At 39.7% G+C, this 17,479-nt stretch carries 14 protein-coding genes; 5 read left to right on the forward strand and 9 right to left on the reverse strand.

Going from position 1 to position 17,479, the window contains the following annotated elements; genetic code table 11:
- Together AC1DDX_RS10505 and AC1DDX_RS10510 are read right to left on the reverse strand one after the other, a co-directional pair.
- Positions 1-1,889, reverse strand: a 1,889-nt coding sequence (locus AC1DDX_RS10505; protein ID WP_477622022.1) for a lysylphosphatidylglycerol synthase domain-containing protein, incomplete at its 3' end; no start/stop codon positions are given.
- A 596-nt stretch (positions 1,890-2,485) separates the two neighbouring features.
- The gene (locus tag AC1DDX_RS10510; protein WP_477622023.1) at positions 2,486-3,217 is read right to left on the reverse strand and encodes a hypothetical protein; all 732 of its coding nucleotides are present in this window, start codon (positions 3,215-3,217) and stop codon (positions 2,486-2,488) included.
- Positions 3,218-3,451: 234 nt separating this feature from the next.
- Between AC1DDX_RS10510 and AC1DDX_RS10515 the strand changes: the two genes are divergently transcribed.
- The 5 genes from AC1DDX_RS10515 (at position 3,452) to AC1DDX_RS10535 (ending at position 9,452) form a co-directional block, all read left to right on the forward strand.
- Positions 3,452-4,522 carry a phosphotriesterase family protein gene (locus tag AC1DDX_RS10515; RefSeq protein ID WP_288880876.1) on the forward strand — a complete coding sequence of 357 codons (1,071 nt, stop codon included), beginning with the start codon at positions 3,452-3,454 and terminating at the stop codon, positions 4,520-4,522.
- Between the two features lie 161 nt (positions 4,523-4,683).
- Positions 4,684-6,144 carry a TolC family protein gene (locus tag AC1DDX_RS10520; protein ID WP_337715226.1) on the forward strand — a complete coding sequence of 487 codons (1,461 nt, stop codon included), beginning with the start codon at positions 4,684-4,686 and terminating at the stop codon, positions 6,142-6,144.
- Complete coding sequence (locus AC1DDX_RS10525; RefSeq protein WP_337715228.1) at positions 6,144-7,133, forward strand: HlyD family secretion protein; 990 nt, start codon at positions 6,144-6,146, stop codon at positions 7,131-7,133. The genes AC1DDX_RS10520 and AC1DDX_RS10525 overlap by 1 nt, the downstream gene beginning before the upstream one ends.
- Positions 7,133-8,317, forward strand: coding sequence for an ABC transporter permease (locus AC1DDX_RS10530; RefSeq protein ID WP_337715230.1), 1,185 nt, complete (start codon positions 7,133-7,135; stop codon positions 8,315-8,317). Before AC1DDX_RS10525 ends, AC1DDX_RS10530 begins: the two co-directional genes overlap by 1 nt.
- Positions 8,286-9,452: an ABC transporter permease gene (locus AC1DDX_RS10535; RefSeq protein WP_477622024.1), complete on the forward strand. Its 1,167-nt coding sequence runs from the start codon at positions 8,286-8,288 to the stop codon at positions 9,450-9,452. The genes AC1DDX_RS10530 and AC1DDX_RS10535 overlap by 32 nt, the downstream gene beginning before the upstream one ends.
- Here AC1DDX_RS10535 and AC1DDX_RS10540 read toward each other — a convergent pair.
- The 7 genes from AC1DDX_RS10540 to AC1DDX_RS10570 form a co-directional block, all read right to left on the reverse strand.
- A complete protein-coding gene (locus tag AC1DDX_RS10540) occupies positions 9,444-9,845 on the reverse strand; it encodes a DoxX family protein (protein ID WP_172660538.1) in 402 nt (133 codons plus the stop codon). The two genes, AC1DDX_RS10535 and AC1DDX_RS10540, sit on opposite strands and share 9 nt — an antisense overlap.
- A 42-nt stretch (positions 9,846-9,887) precedes the next feature.
- Complete coding sequence (locus tag AC1DDX_RS10545; RefSeq protein ID WP_172660539.1) at positions 9,888-10,454, reverse strand: DUF3347 domain-containing protein; 567 nt, start codon at positions 10,452-10,454, stop codon at positions 9,888-9,890.
- Between the two features lie 97 nt (positions 10,455-10,551).
- Positions 10,552-11,766 (reverse strand): efflux RND transporter periplasmic adaptor subunit, encoded by a 1,215-nt coding sequence (locus AC1DDX_RS10550; RefSeq protein ID WP_337715233.1) that lies wholly within the window; start codon positions 11,764-11,766, stop codon positions 10,552-10,554.
- Positions 11,767-11,769: 3 nt separating this feature from the next.
- Positions 11,770-13,005, reverse strand: coding sequence for an efflux RND transporter periplasmic adaptor subunit (locus AC1DDX_RS10555; RefSeq protein ID WP_337715235.1), 1,236 nt, complete (start codon positions 13,003-13,005; stop codon positions 11,770-11,772).
- Entirely contained in the window at positions 12,983-14,233 is a 1,251-nt protein-coding gene (locus AC1DDX_RS10560) for a TolC family protein (protein ID WP_172661067.1), read from the reverse strand. Before AC1DDX_RS10560 ends, AC1DDX_RS10555 begins: the two co-directional genes overlap by 23 nt.
- Positions 14,220-16,157 carry an efflux RND transporter permease subunit gene (locus tag AC1DDX_RS10565; RefSeq protein ID WP_288880863.1) on the reverse strand — a complete coding sequence of 646 codons (1,938 nt, stop codon included), beginning with the start codon at positions 16,155-16,157 and terminating at the stop codon, positions 14,220-14,222. Before AC1DDX_RS10565 ends, AC1DDX_RS10560 begins: the two co-directional genes overlap by 14 nt.
- Positions 16,154-17,452, reverse strand: a complete 1,299-nt coding sequence (locus tag AC1DDX_RS10570; protein ID WP_172660543.1) for an efflux RND transporter permease subunit — start codon at positions 17,450-17,452, stop codon at positions 16,154-16,156. Before AC1DDX_RS10570 ends, AC1DDX_RS10565 begins: the two co-directional genes overlap by 4 nt.
- Positions 17,453-17,479: the final 27 nt, after the last annotated feature.

Raw genomic sequence — 17,479 nt, forward strand, 5'->3', positions numbered from 1 at the left:
CCCTGTAATACCCTGTAATAAAGGCTTTTCATCCCGCTTTCGATGCAATATCTGTCGAACGATTTGATAAAACCCTGTCTGTTTTCTGGCAGTGTAACCGGAAGCTCTAATACCACAGCAAAATTACCGGCTATTCGATAGGCAATAAATCCTTCCAGTTCGTCTGTGGTATAAATCAGCTTATCTCTATAAGTTTTGAAATAATCAATTGCTGAATTACCATATTTTTCCAGATCAGCTTTAGCCGCTTCAAATTCCTCTTCTGAAGTGTCCATTTTCAAAATATATGGCCTGATCAGTGTATAAATCAAGAAGGCTATAGATAAGAATCCGCTAATATTAATTGAAAAAAGGAAGCCTCTGGCAAACGCATCCTGAGGCACCAAATCAGAGCTACCCACCAATAAAAAATTTTGTAAAGTATACCTGATGGATTGCAACCAACTGAAGTCAATATCAAAATGTTTTTGATCAAGGAAATAGAATCCAATAACACCATAAAGCAAAACGGCCAGGATGCTTAATAACGTAGTTTGAATGCCAATAAACCTTAATCTTGAATTGTGTTTTATATAATACTCTTTTCTTGATCCTATTAAAATAACCAGCACAATTATCGAAAACCCGGCTTCTTCATAATCTATTGCTTTAGTTAAATGCCMTACCAGCGAAAGTATACACAAAGCAACTGCAAAGTACCATGCCATTCGCAGTCCTTTAAGCATAAATGCAGCTGTAACCAGCAGAAACAATCCCGCAAGCAATACAAAGTAATTGGACACTCTAATTGCTTCTATAGGAAGAAAATCTTTAAGAAATGCAAGCCTCGAGTGGATTGCAGGAGTAAGTACGGACACAATATTAATAATACCCAGCAGCAATAACAGCAAGGCAGGTACAATTCTCATTAATAATTTGTTAATTTTAAGAAGGAAGCTTAAGGCACCGAGAACCAGTGGAATCCAAAATTCCATAAAACGGTACAGCAATGTAATTGAAACTGCTGCTGCATTTGAGTAACCCAATCTAATTAAAATGAAAGCCATAGAGGCTTCTACCGCACCCAGTCCTCTTAAAAAAGGAGAAATAATTAAAAACACAACGGCAACTACGTAACTAATGGTAGCAAAAATTAAAGAGGGGTTCATGTCTAATGCAATCATCGCAATATAGATGTGAACTATGCCAACAACTTCTATCAGCATGCTGTAAACGAATGTTGAAAGAAAATGCTTACGTTCAATTTTATTGGCCCTAAACTCCGCTGCAAATACTTCAACAGAAGGAAGATATTTAACAACGAGCTTATAAACTACTCCTTTTTTTATAACCGACCTGTACAACAAATATATACCGGCAATTAACAGCAAGGCTGCCAACAAACCAAACCACTCTCCCTGACCTAAAGTTCCTTCTAAAACGCCATAAACAAATACAGGTATGGCAATTACCAATACCGATAAGATACCCACAAAACCATATATAGACGAGGCAAAATTAATTTGTGATCTGCTTACCCCCTTCTTTTCTATTGGCACACTAAAAAAAGCCAACGATGAGACCCCACCAGCCGGCAAGAAAACACTCACAAAGTTTCGCTTTAAAAAAAGAATGGTGCCATCTGCTATTGATATTTTGCTCGATACCGCAGCAAATGACGATCGGTACATCATTCCATGAATAAATACATAAACTACGCTCAATAACATCCCTGCACTTAACCACCACCATTTTGCTGTTATTAGCAACTGCTTTACATGATGTATTTCGCCCCGCTCCTGTTTAATAAACCAAATAGCAAGACCAATAAAAAAAAGAGTAAAAATATAACTGGAAATAATCTTTCCGTTCTCGCGGATAAAAGGCACAAAAAATTTGAAGCGCTTCATTAATTGGGATAATTAGAGTAGCAAAGAAAGTTTTTTTACTTTATAAATATAAGAAAAACATCTGTGTTATATTTCAATAACAAAAGGATGATCACTGGTTTTAAGTTTAACTGATTTTATATTCCTTAAAACCTGAACTGCTTCTGTGCCCTTTGTAGGATCATAAACTTTTACCAGAGGATATGCCTTGCTTAGTTTTATTTCTATTTCTTCAGTGCCCTTTGCTTTTTCTCCCCAAATTACCAATTCAAACCTGCCATTACTTTTTTGGAGCAATAGCGTATGCACAGTTTCAGGTTGACCAATAATTTGGAAAGCTAATTTCCCTAAGCTAAACTTTAATGGTTTGTCGGCCAGAATTGTAGTTAAGTTGTGTAAATATATGGCTGATTTTCTTGGGCTATAATCTGGCTTATAAAAACCAAAAGTTTGATTACCTGCCTCATCTACCCTGTCTCGCAATAAATAAACAGCAGTATACCTCCAGTTCCTCTTGAATTGCGACAGGTATAAGTTCAGGTAAAGTCGGGCTTGCTTCTCTTCAGTTATTTCATCAGTTAGCGTTCCCCCTGTTTCAGTTGTAACCCGCGGTAATGTTAAAAGTTCGTTTTCGGTATATCCCTTATGTTTTCCTCTCCAGGTTTTTCCATAATTGCCATAGAGCCCGTCAACCTTACACAGTGGCCCCGGATCGGCAGCATTCCATGTTTGGTTATCGTACAGTCCCGGATGGGAAGGATGTGAGAAATAATTATGACATGTTGCAAAATCAGCATATTTAGTTCCATCAGGCATTGATGTGCCAGCCCTGCATCATATAAATCCTTTTGTAATTGAGCAACCGGCAACCAGGTTAAGTTCTTTCCGCCCTCTGCCCCTTTATATTTAAACCCCCAGTTGTTTGGTTCGTTAGAACCTTCAAAAGCCAGCAGGGCTCCTACTGCATCGAGCTTTCTGGCTCCCGCTAACAACCTTTTAATGTCAGTTCCGCCACTTAACAGACCGTAGCTAAATCTAACACCTGTCTCTTTATGGAGTTTAATGAAATCTGCCTCAGGAATATCTCCTTCATAACCTGCACGAATCCATCTGATGCCTGTATACTTCATTAGCTCGATAGTCTTGTCCAAAGATTCTCCCCGCTTCGAGATCGCTGAGTTTACGCCAATGCTATTGAGAAAATCAACTGATTTAACAGCCGTTTGAGCAATTATTGGATTTTGCGTTGAAGGCGTTTTTACACCTGTTAAAGACACAAATAATGCTATACCAACAAAACCAATTGTTAATTTTAATAAAAGCCCGGAATTCGTCTTTTGTTTGCTCATTAAAACAAATTTATAATATCTCAAATAAAGTAAAAGGTATGCTTAACAGCTTAATAAAGATGCAATAAAACCAGATACAATTCAAATTGTAGCATAATTCACTTTTAAAGGGTGGAAAAAAGACAAAGGTGCATTTGCTCTGCTTCTGGGCTAACCTTAAGCATTCCTGAGCCATAGGTAAAGCATAGCCCTACTAACTACATAAAAATACCGGTAATTAAATTATTTTTGTATATGGAGCGACGTCAGTTTATATCTCTTTCCTGTTTTGCAGGTTTTATCAGTTTATATCCGAGTTTTCTAGCGCTTGCAGCAGAATCATCTGGAGCTGAAAAAGGTTTTGTAATGACTGTGAATGGCAAAATTGAGACAAATTCAATGGGCCTTACCTTATCACATGAACACATTATTACCGATTTTAAAGGCGCAGAACCTGATACGCGTCCCGAATACGATAATGAAGTAACAGCAAACCTGTTGCTTCCCTATTTAAAAGCTGCTAAAAAATCTGGCGTCACCACCATTATTGAGTGTACTCCTGCACATATCGGCAGAAATGTAGAATTACTAAGATTACTTTCAAAAGCCAGTGGCATTAACATTATAACCAATACAGGCTATTACGCAGCAGTAGGACATAAATATCTACCCAACCACGCCTTTACAGAAACCAGTGAAGAGTTAGCTACCAGATGGCTAAAAGAATGGGAGAATGGAATCGATGGAACCGATATCCGCCCTGGTTTTATAAAACTTGGAGTAGATAGTGCACCACTGAAACCTATTGAAGAAAAATTAATTAAAGCCGCAGCAATTGCCCATCTAAAAAGTGGTTTAAAAATAGCCATACATACAGGAAATGGTGCCGCTGCGCGCCAGGAAGTCGAAATCCTTATTAAAGCAGGGGTAAGTCCGGAAGCTCTAATCTGGGTACATGCACAAAATGATCCAACAGGATTTTTCCACGTTGAACTGGCAAAAAAAGGTTGCTGGATTAGTTTAGATGGCATTAATGAAGACAGGGACTCGATTGTTCAATATCGAAATCATATTTACAGATTAAAAGGTGAAGGCCTGCTACATAAAGTATTGATTTCTCATGACGATGGTTTTGCCGTTACAGAAGAAGGCGGCAAAGCTGCTTTCAACGCTTTTAAAAATGGCAACTCAATACCTTATAACACCATTTTTGGAGTATTAAAACCTTCCTTATTTGAATTGGGGATTACACGGGATGAGTTTAAAATGATGACAGTAGGTAATCCGGCAAATGCTTTTCAGATAAAGGTTTGCCGTCAGGGTTAAACTTTAAGCGCCAATTATCATTATTAAGTTTCATAAATCGAAAATTTAATGTAAATTTTTAAAACTTTATTAGCCTGGAGAGAGTTGATAGATAAGATCAACTTTATTCAACACGTAAGCCATGTAAAGTTTAAAGTTATAGTACTCATTAACCTGGATCGATGAGAAACAAACCAACAAACCATCTTAAGTGGTACTTACTACTCATGATACTGGCAATTTTTGTTGTTACAGCAAACGGCCAAACGACCTCTCTTGAAACATGTTTTAATCTCGCCCGGGATCATAACATGACGCTCAGACAAGCAAAATCTGCACTGCTATCCAGTCAGTATAATTTGCAGGCCGAGAAGAAAAGCTACTTGCCCAAAGTAGACCTGCTATCTAGCTATACTTACCTTAGCAGCCCATTAACGGTAAATTTGCAGACAGTAAAAGATGGTATTGTAGAGGGTTCTTCAAAGCAAAGTGTTAATGCTGCAAATGAAGTATTTAAAGAGGTTACCGGCAATGATTTGTCGCAAGCCGCACAAGACCGGATATATAATGCTTCCAAAAATATTATCGGGAGCGTTTATCCCAACTATAATCCGAGTTTAAGTAAGCAATCTTATTTTGTAGCCGGCTTAGGTGTAAGGCAACCCATTTTTCTGGGAAACAAACTTGATGCTGCCAGTAACCTGGCTCAATCCCTTGTAAATTCTGCAGATATCAACGTTGATCTGGTAAATAAAGAAGTCGATTTTTTGATTGCAGCACAATACCTGCGCATTTTATATTTAAATACCCTGTTCAATAAGCAGCAGATAATGGTTGATGCGCTAACCAAAAACAACAATTATGCCCAGGAACTGGTGAAAAACCAAATCCTTGCGCCTTATCAGAAAAGCTGGACAAATGTAATACTAACACAGGCCGAAAGCCATTTCAATAACATCAAGCTGGAGCAGCAAAATGCCTATATTGAACTTAACAAGCTACTTGGCGTCCCGTTAGACTCTGCAATAATAATTACAGATACGCTGACATATGCAGTTATTGAGCCATTTAAACCTGAGGGCGATTTTTGGGAATCAAATCCTGTATATAAAATGGCCGGCAGTAAGATCTCGTATGCTAAAACAGCCGAAAAGATCAGCAGTTCATTTTCTTTACCCAACATTTTTGCCATTGGGAATTATAATTTATATCAAAGAGACCTGCCCCTACTTATGCCCGACTGGTTTGTTGGTGTAGAATTACAATGGACGCTTTTTAATGGACAAACAAGAAAAAGAACACTGGCAGCCAGACAATTGATTGAAGAAGCAAAACTTGCTGAGAAGAATGCAAGTCTGGGAATACAGGTCTTATCTACAGTTGCCAGAAACAAGATGAAATCTCTTCAAAATGAGGTGGCATCACTAGATAATGCGAGAAAGGATGCCCATACCACGAGCCGCCTGATCACAGAACGGATGAGAAACCAACTCTCCTCTCCAAAAGATGTAAATGATGCTTTATTAATAGAAACAGAAATTGAAAAAGGCTACCATACCGCAGTGTTTGGATACTATTTAGCCGCAGCAGAATATTTCAACAGTCTAGGTAAACCACAGCAAATAACTCAATACATTAAGTGATGAAAAACATTCTAAAAAACTATTGGGCACTGCTCATTCCTATAGTGGTAGTAATTATTGCTTTATTTTTCTTTCTGGCGGGAAACAAGGAAGATGAAAACAACTTTGTTGGGATGGTTGACGCATCTAGTGTTGACGTAGCAGCAGAATTTCCGGGCAGATTGGATTCACTGCTTGTTGAGCAGGGAGATACGGTAAAAAGCGGACAGTTAGTTGCCATATTACGTTCAAACGAAATAGATGCCATTAAGGCCCAAGCACTTTCAGCTATTGATGCAGCTAAAGGTCAACAAGAGTTATTAACCCACGGCGCCAGACCAGAGCTAATTGAAGCAACTTCTAAGCTGTATCAGATCAGTCAGGAACAGTACAACCTTTTTAACACCACTTATCAGCGTATGGAACGTTTATACAATGCTGATGTGATATCAGGGCAAGAGAAAGATGTATTCTATTTCAGATATCAGGCAGCTAAAAAAGAAATGGAAACTGCAGAGCTGAACTTAAAAATGCTGAAAGAAGGGACAAGGCCCGAGCTGCTTAAAACCGCTAATGCTATTGTAAAACAGGCAGAGCAGGCATACGAGCTTACAAAGGCTCTTGGAGATAACACCAAAGTTTATGCTCCTGCAGATGGAGTTATTTCGAGTTTGGTTACCCATCAGGGTGAGATCGTATCAATAGGCTATCCTATGATGACCATTGAAAAAAAGAATTCGACACTTTTACGGTTCAACATCAGGCAGGACAAAGCCAACTTATTGAAATTAGGAGCGGTTGCATCTGTAAAAGTACCGGGATGCGAACCTGAAATCTTCCCTGTAAAAGTAACCTCAATATCGCCAACACTGGAATTTGCCAATTGGGTACCATCAAAAGATAAGGGGCAGTTTGAACTTAGAACCTTTACCATAGAGCTTAAGCCCGAAAACCAATCACGGGTAAAAGGACTACGTTCCGGTATGACTGCATCATTAATTCTGCCTTAATGAATCGTTTTGGCCATATCATCATTAGGGAATGGAAGCGAATTCTCAGCTTAAAGGTATTTTACCTGGTTATGCTGGTTGTTCCCGTGCTTCTGTTTTCATTCTATGCGGTGATTTACCAAAAAGAAGAAGCTAAACATTTATCATTTGCCATATGGGATGACGACCAAAGTCCAGTTAGCCGACAGCTTACTTTTTTACTGGAACAAAGAGAAGCGTTAAACATTACAAGAAGAGTTAGCAGTGAGGCCGAGGTTGAAAGACTAATACAGCAGGGCAAAATACTTGGAGCCATACATTTCCCTGTAAACATGCAGAAAGACATTTACAGCAGACACCCGGTTAATGTAACGCTGTATACCAATGCAGCGTCTCTGGTACCAGCAAAAATGGTATATAAGGCCGTGGCCGAAGTTGTAATTACCGGGAGTTCGGGTGTAATTTTAAAGAAGCTGATAAAAACAGGAATGAAAGCCGATCAGGCGATGGCGCTCGCCAATCCAATTAAACTGAATTCTTATCAGCTCTATAATGCAAGTTACAATTACCAGGAGTATCTGGTGCCCGGATTAATAACCGTGGGCATACAAATGATACTAATCGTAAGCAGTATGCTTGCCCTGAATTATGAATGGAAAACTGAAACAATGCAGGAGCTGTATGAATTGTCAAAGGGTTCGGCCTTGACCGTAATTACAGCTAAAACCATTGCCCACCTTGTAATAAGCTGGGTTAATTTTATACTTATTGCTTTTGTTGTATTTCCCTTTTTCGATATTGGAATTTCAGCTGCCACTGGCAAATTCTTTGTTATTTATACACTACTCTCATTAGCATGCATTGGAATTGGTCTCTTTATTTCAGCTTTATTTAAAGATGTAATGCTCTCGGGTGATACCGCTTTATTTTATACTTCTCCGGCTTTTGTTTTTAGTGGATTTACATTTCCAAGATGGGCCATGCCATGGTACGATCAATACTATGCTACCATTATGCCTTACACACCATTTCTGGATGCCTTTTTTAAGGTTTATTATATGAATTTACCATTGCATTATGCACAGGCAGATTTAAATAAGCTTTTATTGTTTTGCGCAGTGATGTTCCCAACTGCAATTCTTTTATTTCAACGTCAGTTTAATACCAGTAAAGATGAAAAAGCAATCAGGGCAGTCCATAATTAAGCTCTTTTTAAGAGAGGCCGCCCTTGTGGCGAAGGACCATAGCTTGCTCCTGACCCTCTTGATTGCGCCGTTGCTTTATGCGTTTTTTTATGGAAGCATCTACATTAATAAAGAAGAGCAAAATGTAAAGCTTGCTGTTGTTGATGATGATCATTCAAGGCTATCAAGGTTGCTCCAACAAAATATTGATAACTCTCCTATTGTTGAATTAATTCATTTCCCTAATCTTGAAGAGRCCAAAGAGCAAATGTACCGTGGAAACTGTCAGGGGTATTTTTATATTCCAAAAGGTACAGAATCAAATTTACTAACCTTAAAGCAGAGCAATGTGGTACTTGCCGTAAATGCAGCCCGGTTCCTGCCCTCAAGCGATATCCTAATGAACGTGCAGCAAATATGCCTTACCATTGGTGCAGGTGTACGCTTACAGTATTTCCAAAAAAGCGAAGGCATGAGCTCCACCATAGCCATGCAAAACGTACTGCCCGTGAATTTAGATTACAGGCCAATGTTTAACGAAAGATCAAGCTATGGTGCATTCCTGCTCCCTGGACTACTGGCATTAATTTTACAACAAACCTTACTGATAGGTTTATCTGAAAGTGTGGCCGGAGAGCGACAACATTCACGTATTGGGGAGTGGCTAAGGGGAGGAATATCTACCGGTATCTGGGGGAAAGGATTATTTTATCTGTTTCTATTTTCAGCTTATGCTTTTTTCTTTTTGAATGTAAACTATAACCTGCTCAATTTACCGATGCGCGGCAATGGTTTCGAATTGAGTGTCTTATTGATACTGTTTATTCTTACGCTTATTCCTATGGCTCAATTTATTGGATCGCTGTTTAAATCGCAATTGCTCTGCCTGCAAATGATGGCTTTTTCTACTTATCCGATTTTTCTGATCACGGGATACTCATGGCCATTCGAATCCTTACCCTTAGCTGTTCAATGGCTATCAAAACTATTACCTACAACACCATTTATTCAAATCTATTCCTCAATAGTTCAGTCGGGAGCGAGTTTATCAGCAAATCCTTCAGCATTAATACATTTAATTTTGCTTTGGTGTTTTTATAGTGTTATTGCCTACATCAGGTTGAATATGTTAAAAAAGAATCTTTTATCAGCTTAACTTGCTTTTTGATTCATCAGCCGCAATTACAATAAAGCAAACGATCAATATTGCGCTGTATTCGATCCCCCCTGATCCATGTTCGCCAACAAACCAACCATTTTCTGCATGTATGATTATAATGCCAATTGCAAGCATTATGATAAATCCTATTGAAATCCATTTTCTGAAATACCCGGCAAGGAGCAATAGTCCTCCTATGATTTCAAATGCAGTAATTCCCCAAACAAAAGCGGTTCCGTATACAAAGCCTTTGCCGTTAAGAAAGCCACCGAACCGCTCAATAGTTCCACCGGTTATACGAACTACGGCATGTGCAAGGAACAACAAACAAGTAAATACCCGTAAGAGCCCCAGACTTTGATTTAAAGAGATGAAAGGAAATGATTTCATTTTGATGATTGGTTTCTATAAATATATAGAAACCAATCTCAATTATTGTATAGTTTCTTTCACTTCGCCACAGGCCAGCATGTTTTCGCCAAAATAAGGGTTTTTTATTTCTTTTTGGTTGCTTAACCACGATGCTCCTTTGTCATTTAAAGCCATTGGGCAATAATCTACATATACTTCTCCGGAACTTAAACCAGATGCTTTTACTCTTTCTATAAAGTTTGTACTCAATTCAGCATATGCAATTCTTTGCGCATCAATATCAGTTGCTGATCCTATTTTCGCTACTAATGAGGCTAAAGAAGTGCCATTAGCTAAATCTTTAGCGCCTAGTTCAATTGCATTAGCTGCCACTTTTGCCTCAGCCACATCGCCTTTAACAAGTGCATTGGTTAAATGAACATAATGTTGATAAACTGCATTTAATTTATCGTCTTTTAAATTTACGGCAGCAGCAGTACCCTTTTCTGTAGTTTCGGCATGCGTTTCTCCTGCCGCGTGACTGTGGCCTTCGTGTGCATCTGTTTCTGTTGTTTTTTGTGGGTTGCTACATGCAGCAAATAAGGTTACTGCTGCCAAAGTAATAATGAAATTAGTTACTGTTCTCATCTTCTTCTTTTTTATTAATTAATAATCTAAGTTTTATTCAATTTTAGTTTGTCACCTAGGGTTTTGTTCGTCATCACGGCACTCGTCCGTCGTCAGCTCAATGATGCCCAACAGGATTTTTACCTTTTTTAAGAATATACTCGCTATATAAAAGATAAGCTCCTGTTACTACGACCTGATCTCCATTTTTAAGTCCTTCAGAAATTTCAACTTCATTGTTATTCTCCTGTCCTGTTTTTACCGATCTGGGTTCAAAGCTGTCTTTACCCTTTTTAATCCATACATGCATACCTTTACCATCTCTAATTACCGCATCAACCGGCAAAGTCAATACATTACTCTTATTTGCTGATGGTAAAAAAACATTTGCCTGCAGGCCTGGTTGCCATTGATTTTGAGGATTAGCAATACTTCCCCTGATCTGTGTAAGCTGGGTTCCAGATTGAAGTGACGGGGTAATGAAGCTAATGGTCATTTCCTGTGGCTGATCTTCCCATCCGGCAATAACAACCTTAACTTTCTGACCCATCTTTATATTTTTTGCCTCGCTTGGATAAACATCGGCTTCAACCCATAACTGCCCATATCCTTCCAATCTTAAAATCGGACTCCCTTCTGTTACATACTGACCCTGAGTCACTGACAACTCAGCAACTACACCACCTTCGGGCGCGTAGAAAACCACATACGGATCTTTCTTTTGAGTTTTAACAAGCTGCTGTACCTGACTTTCGGATTGCCCGTACAACAGTAATTTCTGTTTTGCAGCGGCAACAATCTGCCGCTCTATTTTATCTCCCTTGAATTCTTTTTCCTGCGCCATCGCCATCAGATATTCTTGCTGGAGTGTGGCCAATTGTTCTGAATAAAGCTTGTATAAAGGCTGTCCTTTACCAACCTTAACACCAGTTTCTCGTATATATAATTGCTCTATTCTACCGGCAATTCTGCTGGAAACATAACTGCTTTGCTCTGGGTTAACAGTAAGCCTTCCATTAAGCTGTTTCGCTCCTGAAAGACTACCTTCACCTACCAATACCGTGGTAATATTTGCTAAAGCTTGTCGCTTTTCATCTATTTTCAGCGCCTTTTCATTACTGTTTTTTTCAAATGGAACCAGATCCATTCCACAGATGGGGCAAGTGCCCATCTCATTTTTTATCACCTGCGGGTGCATCGGACAAGTAAACGTTTGCTGTTTTGCGACAATCATTTTACCTTTTGATTTATCCTCACTACTGCAGGCAGCAATGAATATTGATGGAACCAACGCCAACAAGGCAATCTTTTTTATAAATAATTTCCGTTCCATAACTTAATTTCCTTTGTTCTCAGTCATTTTTATGAAGCTTTCGCTATCTACCAGATAAGCCGCTTTTTTACTTACCTCCCAGCTGCCGATGTCTTCTTTAATCTGTATCATTCCGGCAATGGTAATCCCCGACTTTACCACTTTAGGGATAACAACATTCCCTTCCTTTTTAAAAACCACTGTTTTATTACCCAGCGATATCGCAGTCGATTCTGGCAGCCACCATGAGGCATGAAGCAATACAGGAATTCTGGCAGTTAGCAGCTCACCTACCCTAAAGTTTGGTTTATTAAGGTAAGTGCGGGCAATAGTAAAGTTTACCCCATCTTTAAAAACAGGCTGTATCATACCTATGCTAGCATTCTGAATAGTACTTTTATCAGCCGTTTTATAGAATAAAAAATGATCGCCCTTTTTTATAAGCGATGCCAGAGCAGGCTTTAAGGAGAATTCAGCGATCAGCTGATTAGCATTATAGATGGTAAAAAGCGATTGTCCGGCACTCACATATTGTCCTGCACGTAATAACACAGGGGAATTTACAGGCGCGGCACTTACAGGAGTAGCCGCAGATGAGCTTCCTCCGCCTCCCATATTGTCCATTTCATCTCCACCAGATGATGGCACAGCTACACTTGGTGCTGCAACTGGCGCCGTAGATTTTTCAAGTATGTACCCATCAGCATTGCTATACACAGGAATGCGGTAGTTTACCTTTCCTGTTTTTATTAGCTGATTAATACTGGCAGCACTCATTCCCAACAACATCAATCGTTGTTTTGCCCCCTGGAGCATCGTCTGATCAGTCCCTGTACCTTTCAGGAATAGTAATTCCTGTTGTGCGGCTGCCAAATCCGGTGAATAGACCTCCATTATCAATTGTCCTTTTTTAACAGGTTGGTAATTGTATTTAATCAGCAAACGTTCTATTCTTCCACTCACTCTGCTGGCAATGCTGTTCTGATTTCTTGTATCGTAATTGATTATGCCCTGAACCTCTTCTGTAAATATTTTGGTTCCATATTCAGCCTTAATTACCGGGAGCGTAGATACCACCTGCTCATTTGAAGGTTTCAGCAAATGAGAAAGGTTACTGTCAATTTTTACAACACCAGGATCATCATGATTCATGTGCTTATTGTCTTTCCCCCTGTTGCAAGAGCTGATTACCAACGCGCCGATCAGGACCATTGCAAGCCATACGTAGGTATGCCGCTTAGCGATATAATTCTTTCTCATAATCGGCTATCATTAAATAAAGTTTCAATTTCTCATCCAAAACGCTGGTTTGCATCATAGTAAGGGCCTCCCATGAATCAATTACCTCAGGCAGTTCCATTTTATTTTCACGGTAATTCAAAAAGTTAACATCCAGTGATTTTTGCAGTGCGGGAATAATCTTGCTTTCCATAGCATCGATACGCTTTTGCATAGATTGGATTTCGAATTGCATACCATACAGCATCCCTTGGGTTTCCTGTAACATGGCAGCCTTTTCTTTATCCATCGCCTGCACTTCGTATTCCATTCCTTTTACTTCCGATTTATACATTTTTGAAGACCACGGGGCAATCGGGATGCTTACCATCCCCATTACACTAAAAGCCTTCGGCATCATCTTGGTTAAAGGCGACATATGATCGAACCGCAGCTTAAAATCGGGTCTGCTTTGTTTTTTCATTGCTTCAATATTCAGCTGCATAGATTGGATATTGTAATCCATCTTCTTAATATCATTTCTGGCCAACGCCAAACTCCCGGTATCAATAGCATCTGCCTGTACAAACTTTGGCTGATAATTGGTATCAATAGCTATATCTGCATTTCCCGGCTGGTTCATTAAACTATTTAACCAGGCTCTGGATTTAGCAATATCGCCTTCCTGCATGCGGATCATGTTTTTGTTTTCCTCCAGTTTTGCAGTGGTTTTATATACGCTACCTAATTTCGATTGATTAAAAGGATACCTGATCTCTTCAATCTTCTTCATGGTCTGCATAATTTTCTCATTCTGTTTCAGCACTTCTATTTTTTGTACTGCAACCAGCCAACCGAAATACAGCCTTTTTGCCTGCGTTTTATATTCATTTAAGGTAATGCCGCGGGTTTCATTCTCTGCCTTACCCTTAGATTCGATATAGCGTTTGTTGGCATTTAATTTAGATAGGTTTGGGATATCCTGTTCCAGCTGTATCATTACAGATCCTTTATCCCTGTCGTCCATAAGTTCCTGACCGGGATAAGGGGTCATAAATGTACCTACACCAATCATTGGTGCCATCCAGGCAGTTGCCGCTTTAGCGGTATGTTTATAGCTCTCGGCCTTTAAACCATACGACTGCAGCAACAGGTTGTTTTTATCTATACGGTGCAAAATCGTATCCAAGGAAAGCACCTGTTTTTGTTGTGCTGTTGTGTAAAATGGCAGCAGCAACAATATCCATGTTAATTTTTTAATGATGTACATCGTGAACCTCCAGTTTTCCATATTTCCTCAATTCATACTCTTTGGACATTAAAAAGATAAGCGGTGTAACCAACAGAATGTGTGTGGAAGAAGTTAGTACCCCACCTATCATTGGCAGCACTATTGGTTGCATTACATCTACCCCAACACCACTGGCCCATAACACGGGTACCAATCCGAATAGCGACACACAAACTGTCATAAGCTTGGGTCTCAACCTTTTTGCTGCACCATGAATTACATATTCTCTAAGGTCTTCCTTGGTAATGGTCTCGCTCGAATTCCCTTTTAATTTGATCAGCTGCTGCATGGCATCATTCAGGTAAATTACCATCACAATCCCTGTTTCCACAGCAATCCCGAACAGGGCTATAAAACCAACGGCTACACCAACAGACAAATTCACTCCCCAGAAATAGATCATGTAAGCCCCCCCAATTAAGGCAAAAGGAACCGTAATCAGACTTAAAAAAGCTTCTCTAATAGAGCGAAATGCAAAATACAGAGAGAAGAAAATGATCACCAAAACCACCGGAGCAATCCACATCAGTGTTTGCTTACCCCTTATCAGGTTTTCATACTGTCCACTCCATTCCAGAAAATACCCCTCGGGAAGAACCCCCTTCTCTTTATTCAGCTTCTCCATTGCATCCTTAACCGTGCTGCCCAAATCTCTATCGCGAACGTTAAACATTACAGCACCACGCAGAATAGCATTATCAGAGCTGATCATTGGCGGCCCATCTTCAAACTTCACATCGGCAACTGCCGATAAAGGAACTTCACCAAAGGAAGCTGATTGAATAGGGATTCTTTTAATGCGTTCTACACTGTTGCGGTATTCCTGAGCAAGGCGTACGCTTATAGAAAAGCGCTGTCTGCCTTCAATAGTATTGCCAATAGTTGCTCCACCAAGTGCACTTTCAACAACCTGATTAACGTCATCTACGTTTAAGCCATACCTGGCCAACTCTTCTCTTTTTACATCAATAGACAGGTATTTACCCCCTGTAATAGGTTCTACAAATAAATCGCTTACCCCAGGGGTACCTACTAATGCTGCTTTTACCTTTTCTGACACCGAAGCAATTGTATCCAGATTTTGTCCGAACACTTTTATTCCTACATCGGTACGGATACCGGTAGCCAGCATATTGATCCTGTTGATGATTGGCTGTGTCCACCCGTTTACCACACCCGGAATTTGAAGCTTGGCATCCAATTCTGTCACAATATCTTTTTTAGTGACGCCCTTTCTCCATTCGCTTTTCGGTTTCAAAGTAATGATTGTTTCGATCATACTAATCGGCGAATTATCTGTAGCGGTATTTGCCCTTCCTGCTTTTCCAAGAACCTTATCTACCTCCGGTACCGATTTAATAATCTTATCCTGCACCTGTAATATCCGCTTTGCTTCTGCATTTGAAACATCAGGCAGGGTTACCGGCATAAACAAAATACTTTGTTCATCTAATGGCGGTATAAACTCTGTGCCTAAATTTTTAAGCAAAGGAATTGTAATTAGCAAAGCGATGATATTAATGGCAATAGTTGTTTTTCTCCATTTCAATACCGTTCTGATAATTGGCTCATACACCTTTTCTAAAACTCTATTTACCGGGTTTGCATGATCAGGTCTGAATTTCCCTTTCATAAAGAAAGAGATCAGTACAGGAGCCAGCGTAATCACCAAAAAAGCATCAACAATCATGATAAATGTTTTGGTGTAAGCCAGCGGGTGAAACAACTTACCCTCCTGTCCGGTTAGCATAAATACCGGTAAAAAAGAGGTTATAATAATTACCGTAGCAAAGAATACACCTCTGGATACCTGCTTGCTGGATTTAGTGATCACCGCGAGGCGATCTTCTTCGCTAATCCAATCCGGAGATTTGCGAAACATATTTTTAAACCAGTTCATCATGATGCTGTCGTTTTATTTTGATCCTTTTCCCACTGTTCGTATCGTTCTGCCAAATGCTTATAAGCATTTTCACTCATGATAATTCCATTGTCTACAATTACCCCAATGGCCAGTGCAATACCGGTTAGCGACATAATGTTGGACGAAATATCAAAGGCATTGAGCAGGATAAAACTTGCGGCAATAGTAATAGGAATTTGTATAATGATACTTAGTGCACTGCGCCAATGAAACAGGAATACAAATACGATTAGGGATACTACGATCATCTCTTCGATCAGCGTATTTTTTATAGAGTCTACAGATTCTTTAATCAGTTCACCTCTATCATACACGATATCAAATTTTACACCTTTAGGCAAGCCTTTTGACACTTCCTTCATCTTTTCTTTCACCCGATCAATTACCTCTGCAGCGTTTTCGCCATAACGCATTACTACAATACCGCCTGCACGCTCGCCCTTGCCATCCTGATCAAATATGCCTAATCGGGTTTCTCCAGTCATCTGAACCGTAGCCAGATCAGACACCTTTATTGGCGTACCATTCTGATTCTTTACCGGGATATTCGAAATTTCTTCAATGGATTTGAGGTAGCCCGATGTTTTGATGATATAGCCCATGTCGCTCATTTCAAACTTTCGTCCGCCCGACTCGTTATTATTGCTCCTAACTGCGGCTATTACCTGAGGCACAGTAAGTTTATAATACAGCAATTTGTTTGGATCTATCGAGATTTGATATTGTTTCTGAAAGCCACCAAATGAGGCTATTTCACTTACTCCGGGAACGGTTTGCAAAGCGAACTTTACATACCAATCCTGTATTGCCCGTTGCTCGCCCAAGTCCATTTCAGGAGCATCTAAGGTATACCATAATACATGACCCACTCCTGTTCCATCAGGACCAAGTTGCGGAGATACGCCTTCTGGCAAGGTTCGGGATATGGTACTGATCCGTTCCAAAACCCGCTCTCTGGCCCAATAAACATCAACATCATCTTCAAAAATCACGTAGATAAAGCTCATCCCGAACATGGAGGAACCTCTTACATACTTAATTTTAGGAATCCCCTGCAAATTGGTTACCAGCGGGTAAGTCACCTGATCTTCAATTAACTGTGGCGATCTGCCCATCCACTCTGTAAATACGATTACCTGATTTTCTGAAAGATCAGGAATCGCATCTATTGGATTTTTTTGTACGGAGAAAACTCCCCATATAAACAACCCTGCGGAAAGTACCAGCACAATAAATCTATTGCGCATCGACCATTCTATAATTTTATGTACCATTTATAATAACCCTCTTTCTTTTAGTTA

The sequence above is a fragment of the Pedobacter sp. 10L46_2 genome, from assembly GCF_056395165.1.